The organism is Flavobacterium beibuense (genome assembly GCF_004151245.1).
In the GTDB taxonomy this organism is placed as follows: Bacteria; Bacteroidota; Bacteroidia; order Flavobacteriales; family Flavobacteriaceae; genus Flavobacterium; species Flavobacterium beibuense_A.
Genome location: NZ_JUIW01000011.1, coordinates 188,858 through 195,048, shown reverse-complemented (window position 1 = coordinate 195,048; position 6,191 = coordinate 188,858). Strand labels below are relative to the sequence as shown.

Annotated in this window: 5 protein-coding genes; all 5 read right to left on the bottom strand. The window is 36.5% G+C overall.

From position 1 onward, the window contains the following. Positions 1-348: 348 nt before the first annotated feature. The 5 genes from NU09_RS15645 to NU09_RS15625 all read right to left on the bottom strand — a co-directional run bounded on the left by NU09_RS15645 (position 349) and on the right by NU09_RS15625 (position 6,183). On the bottom strand, positions 349-1,884 hold the full coding sequence (locus NU09_RS15645; RefSeq protein ID WP_129752242.1) for a tetratricopeptide repeat protein: 1,536 nt from the start codon (positions 1,882-1,884) through the stop codon (positions 349-351). Between the two features lie 224 nt (positions 1,885-2,108). Continuing rightward, positions 2,109-3,191 carry a biotin synthase BioB gene (gene bioB / locus NU09_RS15640; protein ID WP_129752241.1) on the bottom strand — a complete coding sequence of 361 codons (1,083 nt, stop codon included), beginning with the start codon at positions 3,189-3,191 and terminating at the stop codon, positions 2,109-2,111. A gap of 72 nt (positions 3,192-3,263) precedes the next feature. Beyond that, positions 3,264-3,728 (bottom strand): hypothetical protein, encoded by a 465-nt coding sequence (locus tag NU09_RS15635; RefSeq protein ID WP_129752240.1) that lies wholly within the window; start codon positions 3,726-3,728, stop codon positions 3,264-3,266. A gap of 191 nt (positions 3,729-3,919) precedes the next feature. Further along, a complete protein-coding gene (locus NU09_RS15630) occupies positions 3,920-5,251 on the bottom strand; it encodes an HTTM domain-containing protein (protein WP_129752239.1) in 1,332 nt (443 codons plus the stop codon). Next, positions 5,248-6,183 (bottom strand): bifunctional riboflavin kinase/FAD synthetase, encoded by a 936-nt coding sequence (locus NU09_RS15625; protein WP_129752238.1) that lies wholly within the window; start codon positions 6,181-6,183, stop codon positions 5,248-5,250. Before NU09_RS15625 ends, NU09_RS15630 begins: the two co-directional genes overlap by 4 nt. Positions 6,184-6,191 lie beyond the last annotated feature (8 nt).

Genomic DNA, 6,191 nt, shown 5'->3' with positions numbered 1-6,191 from the left:
TAGTGCGGGTCCTGCTGTGCAGTAACATCAGCAAGGCCACACAATGCCACGAGGGCAGCCAAGTAGATTTTCTTCATAAAAAATAGGTTTCTATGGTTATGTAATGGGGGGTTAACCCGAGTTAGTTCTATTTGGTATTTGAAAAACTTAGCTTAAATCTGCCTGCCATTCACTTAAGCGAATAATAGCTCTAAATTTGCTTTCAAACGCGTTAAAGATAGACATTTTTGCGATATTCGTACAGTATTGGCTATAAATATCAATATTTTAACAACTTGTAATGTTTAAAGATGTTGTTTATTTAACAAAACAACTAAATTTTGTTGTAATGGGTAGGGTAAACTGCTGTTATATAGTATATAGGTAGTCGTAAAGCTGAGAAGCATCAGAAAGTTCCAGCTTGGTTGCAATCCTTTCTTTTCTTTTTCTGCAGGCCTCAAGAGTTATATTTAGCATTGAGGCTATTTCTTTTGAGGTAAGGTTCATATATAAATAACAAATAAACCTTATGTCGTTTGAAGTTAGTGAAGGGTGGGATGTTTTAAGGCGTGTTATGTAGCCTTGGTTTACTTCTTCAAAATGGGTAATGAAATTTTCCCATTCATCATCGGACTTAAGGTGTTCCCTGAGTGTTTTTATATGTTTAGTAAGCGAACTGTTTTTTGATAGTTCGGGTATTTTAGACAGACTGGTAAGGATATCTTCTATAAGCACATTTCTGCCCGATAAATAGAGTGCCTTAGCGGTAAGCTTTCTGTTACGGGATTCAATTTCGTTTTTAAGGCGTTCCTGCTCCAGTTTGGCCTTATTTTCTTTTTCTCTTATCTGTTTTTCCAGTATAAGGTTTTCATTCTTTTCTTTTTCCAGTTCCAGGGCAATGGCCTGTTCCTTTTGCTCGGCAATCAGTTTTTTCTGTTTAAGTTTAACGGATAGGTTGCGTAACAGTAATATTATTATGGTTACTATTGCCATTATCGCAGCTATAATAGTATAGAAAGTTTTTCTTTCTGTTTTTAGCTTTTCTTCATTTATGGCAATTTCATTCCTGTAATTCTGTATCTCAAATTTTACTTTGTTGGTTTCTAAAAGTTTTCCGTTTTTGATGTCATTAAGTTCTGTTTCTGCCGATAAAACAGAGTCTTTATACTGCAATGCCTTGTCATAAAGCTTTAACTTGGAGTAAATTTTTGACAACAGCTCATAGGTTGTTTTTTTTGTCTCGGTATTTGGGTTTTCTGCTAATATATTTTTTCCCGAAACGGCTGCCTCATCATACTTACCCTCTGCAAGATAGCTTTTTGTGATTATGAACAAAAGCGAAATGCCGATGTCATTAAAATCAAGGTTTTTTGAGGAAGCATATAGATTAAGGGCTTTTTCCCTTGCCTGTGTTGTATGACCAGTTAACAAATCATTCTCTGCCATTGTTATCTGGGCTAATACATAAAGGTTTGGATCGCCTTTTAATAATGGGAGGGACTCAGTGATATATTTTTTTGCTTCTTCAGGCCTGTTTGTTTCATTAGCTACACCTCCCAGATTCATGGCATAAAGGCCAATCTTTATCTTATCTTTATTCTCTTTAGCTATTTCATAGGCTTTTTTAAAGTATTCCTCTGCCTTTTCAAAGTTGTTTTCTTTGGTATATATAATAGCTATGTTGTTTAAAACAACCATTTCGTGCTGAGGGTCCAGTTCTTTTACCGCAATGGTATAGCTTTCCAGATAATAATTAAGAGCTTCGCCATAGTCCAGCATGGTGAAATAATTGGCGCCAATGTTATTTGTTGCCAAAAAAACCTGCTCATACCAGTGATTCTTTTCGGCAAGGTTTCTTGCCTGTGTAAGTAGTTCGAGTGACTTTACATGTTCTTTCTTCCACATGTACTCCACTCCTTTTTTGATAAGTGAATCACAATGTTGTATAGTATTTGCCCTTGCGGTTGATATAAAAAGCAACGCAATTAAAAAAGTGAATACTATCTGAAGGTTTTTTTTGTGCACGGAAGAAACCAGAATTTAATCAATCCAAATATAAACTATAATTTAATGCAAATAAAAAAGCTTTTCCCGATTTGAGAAAAGCTTTACTATATCTTGTTGTGTGTTTATGCTTTACCTGAAGCCTTAAGATTGCGCTCAATAGCGTGGCCAGGGCGTGTCCATTTTGGTTTTTCGCCAAGAGGAGCATATTCTGAATCCTGAGCTTCCACAGTTTGAGGCTGTGATTTTTTAGTAAAAGGCTTTTGAGGAATAAGACCTAGCATTTCAAACATCTTCATGTCTTCGTTTACATCCGGGTTAGGAGTTGTAAGCAGTTTGTCTCCTGCAAAGATTGAGTTAGCTCCTGCAAAGAAACACATAGCCTGTCCTTCTCTTGACATTTGAGTCCTACCGGCAGAAAGCCTTACCTGAGTTTGGGGCATAACGATTCTGGTAGTAGCTACCATCCTTATCATTTCCCATATCTCTACAGGTTTTTCATCTTCCATTGGCGTACCTTCTACAGCTACAAGTGCGTTAATTGGAACAGATTCAGGCTGCGGACTTAATGAAGCAAGTGCTACAAGCATACCCGCTCTGTCTTCTACGCTTTCTCCCATTCCTATAATACCACCACTGCAAACAGTAACATTGGTTTTTCTAACATTGTCTATTGTTTGTAGCCTGTCTTCATAACCACGTGTAGAAATTACTTCTTTATAATATTCTTCAGATGTGTCAAGGTTGTGGTTGTAAGCATATAAACCTGCTTCAGCAAGACGCTTAGCCTGATTTTCGGTAATCATACCCAGCGTACAACAAACTTCCATATCAAGTTTGTTTATAGTTCTTACCATTTCAAGCACCTGATCAAATTCAGGTCCGTCTTTTACGTTTCTCCATGCAGCACCCATACAAACTCTTGATGATCCGCTTGATTTAGCGCGCAGTGCCTGTGCTTTTACCTGCTGTACACTCATAAGGTCGTTCCCTTCTATGTCAGTGTGGTAACGGGCAGCCTGAGGGCAATATCCGCAGTCTTCAGGGCATCCTCCTGTTTTAATGGAAAGCAGGGTAGATACCTGTACTATATTAGGGTCATGGTATTGTCTGTGAACTGACGCTGCTTCATAAAGCAGGTCCATAAGCGGTTTATTATATAATGCTATTATTTCTTCCTTAGTCCAGTCGTGTCTCATTGTATTCATAACGGAATTTTAAAGTTGGCTCAAAAGTAGCAAATTCCGTTTTAACAACCGAAAAAACACTTTAAACTTTGCTTAGTTATGATTAAGGTCGTCTACCTTATTGATTTTTTCAACCTTATCTTTCCAAAATTGCATTAATGTGAATGATACTATAGCACTAGCCGCAAGACCTTCTATAAACAAGCCCATACAAAACTGGTAAAGCGATGGTGTGCCTCCAAAAATATAGTTTTCTGCAAAGGTATGTATGTACTCTTCACCTCCTTTATATTCTGCATACGCAATAAAAGCAAATATGCTTATTACAAGGCTGGTAAATGCCGTGAAGAAGGCAGAACTTAAGTTAGTAAAATATCCGTCAATATGATCGGCATAATCCTGCTTAATAGTTCGGTTTACACCATATATTACAAATATAAAGTTTACAAGTCTCAGGTAAATCTGATCTCCTAAACCAAGCATTTCCATTAAAAGGAAAAATAGTGCAATACCGATAAAAATAATGATCCCGTTAATTATTATCCTCGAAACTTTCATAGCTGCTGTGTTTTATTCGTTAATAAATTATGTTACAGTTTTTTGGCTGTTTTTACTTCTTTTTGCAGGAAGTAAGCTAGTCAAAGTCTATTGCGATTTATTCCGAAATTTAGCTATAAAAAGGCAAAAAAGTAAGAGAATTAATAAAATTTTAATACAAGAAATAGGACTCTTGTAATGGAGGTTTAAGGCTATTTTTGAGAAGTGTCTATATCTTCATAGAGTATTATCCATGGGGAGTGAGAGAAATAATGCCATTTCGCCTCCCCTAAATCTACGGTTGAGTTAATAAGCTTTTTTAGAGGAGCTCCGTTTATAGCGGCTTCTGTTTGAGCATATATAGCTACATCAATCCCTTTTTGTGCCTGTTCTTTTTTTATTCGTTGGGCAAACTGCCATATCATATCGGGTTTTGTGCACATACTATTGTATTGCTTACGTGTCATTTTTGTATGTACATTATAAGGTATTGGGTTACCTGTTTTTTTGTCAACTACTTTGTAGGTTGTATATCCGTTACGGGTACGCAGCATCATTCGCCAACTAAGACGATGGCCTTCTTCTGTCCAAAATACATCACCTTTTATCAAATAATGTCTTAGAGGTAAGGCAAGCTGTAATATTAAATAGGGTATAAAAAAGTAATACAGCGTTGTTTTATAAGAGTTACCTTTTCGTGTGATTTCCTCATTAATAGCAGGCTTCTTTTTAAAGAAAATACTTCTTATTTTTTCAGGAGGATAAAAGAATACTACAAAACTCAAGGCGAAAAACGGAAATATGCCTATTTGTAATGTTATGGAATTAAAAAGATGGAATATTAGTGAAGCTATAAAAGCCCAAGTCCTGGTTTTTTTAAACAAGAGCAGGGGTACTACAAGTAAGTCGAATGCTATACCTGCATAGGCGATAAAAAGGTAAAACCACTTTTGTGTAAAAATATCGTGTAATACAGGAATTGTAACCGATCGATCCAACAGGTTTTTAGTAAATGTTCCGTCAAGCCATCCGGGGTAGAACTTTGCTATAGTTGCAAAAAAGTATACAATGGTTACCTGGGTTATCATTAGCCATGAACACCATGCGGGCATTGTAAGGCTCCTTATAGAAGGTTTTTGTTTAGCGTCTAGCGAGGCATAAGTATTGGCCGGTAAAAACCACATTATTATGCAAACCAGTAAAAGAAGATAGTAATGGTTATTATAAGATGTTTTTTGCATAAAATACACTCCGGCCCAAAGCAGGGTGTAGGCGCCTAATGTAAGTCGGTATTTATAGCCTGCCATAACCAGTAGACCCAGAATACCCATAATGCAAAAATAAAAATACATTCCGTTACCCGGTAGAGGCTGTAACCAGTTAAGGCCTATGTGAGAGAATGTAAACTCTACATCTATAAAATTTTCTTTTACCCATCCGGTTAAGATAGCGCCAAATGTTTCGCAGGCGAGCAAAAACCCGAAAAATATCCTGAAAACGATAAGAGGGGCATTGTCTATTTGCCGGAAAAGGTAATTTTTCATGACAGTTTTTGAGAAATATAGTCCAGTGATACTTTCTGGTCTTCCATAAGCTGGTCTTTTAGATGATTTACACTTGGAAATTTAATTTCATCGCGTATCCTATAGTGTATGTTAACCCTTATTTCAGAATTATATATATCAGCATTAAAATTAAAGAAATGAACTTCTATAGATTCTGCAACGCCGCCTACGGTAGGATTATTGCCTATATTCATCATCCCGAAAACTTTTTGTCCTTTAACTTCAGATGAAACTACATAAACTCCTTTTATAGGTATAAGCTTGTAACTTTCGGTTATATGTATGTTAGCTGTAGGAAAGCCTATGGTTCTGCCAAGTTGTTTGCCTTTTACCACTGTTCCCGTTAAAAAGTAAGGATATCCTAAGTACCTGTTTGCGGTTTCCAGATAACCCGCATTTAAGGCATTTCTTATTTTAGTTGAACTTACCGATACTTCGTTTATTTCAAGAGCCGATATTTGTTCTACTTCAAAACCATATTCTTTTCCAAAAATAATAAGGTCATCTATGTTAGCAGTCCTGTTGCGTCCAAACCTGTGGTCATAGCCTATTATTATCTTTTGTACTTTAAGTTTATCAACCAGGATGTCTTTTACAAATTCTTCGGCGGTGAGGCGTGAAAAAGAATGGTCAAAAGGATGTATGATAAGATTGTCTATACCATATTCTTCCAGTAACATTGCCTTTTCTCTTATGGTGTTTAGCAACTTGATATCGGTGTTTTGCTGAAGCACCATACGCGGATGAGGGAAAAACGTAAGTAATACATTTTCGCATCCTGCTTTTTTACTGCTCGAGGTTATTTTTTCCAGGATGCTTTTATGACCTTTATGTACACCGTCAAAAGTGCCCAGTGTTACAATGGTTCGTGCATCGGTATTAAATTCCTGTATTGAATTGAAGATTTTCAAAGGCTAAT

What these genes read in the sequence shown, in the direction of transcription:
- NU09_RS15645 (WP_129752242.1), bottom strand. Translation starts at nt 1,884, where the DNA reads ATGTGGAAGAAAGAACATGTAAAGTCACTCGAACTACTTACACAGGCA.
- bioB (WP_129752241.1), bottom strand. Translation starts at nt 3,191, where the DNA reads ATGAATACAATGAGACACGACTGGACTAAGGAAGAAATAATAGCATTA.
- NU09_RS15635 (WP_129752240.1), bottom strand. Translation starts at nt 3,728, where the DNA reads ATGAAAGTTTCGAGGATAATAATTAACGGGATCATTATTTTTATCGGT.
- NU09_RS15630 (WP_129752239.1), bottom strand. Translation starts at nt 5,251, where the DNA reads ATGAAAAATTACCTTTTCCGGCAAATAGACAATGCCCCTCTTATCGTT.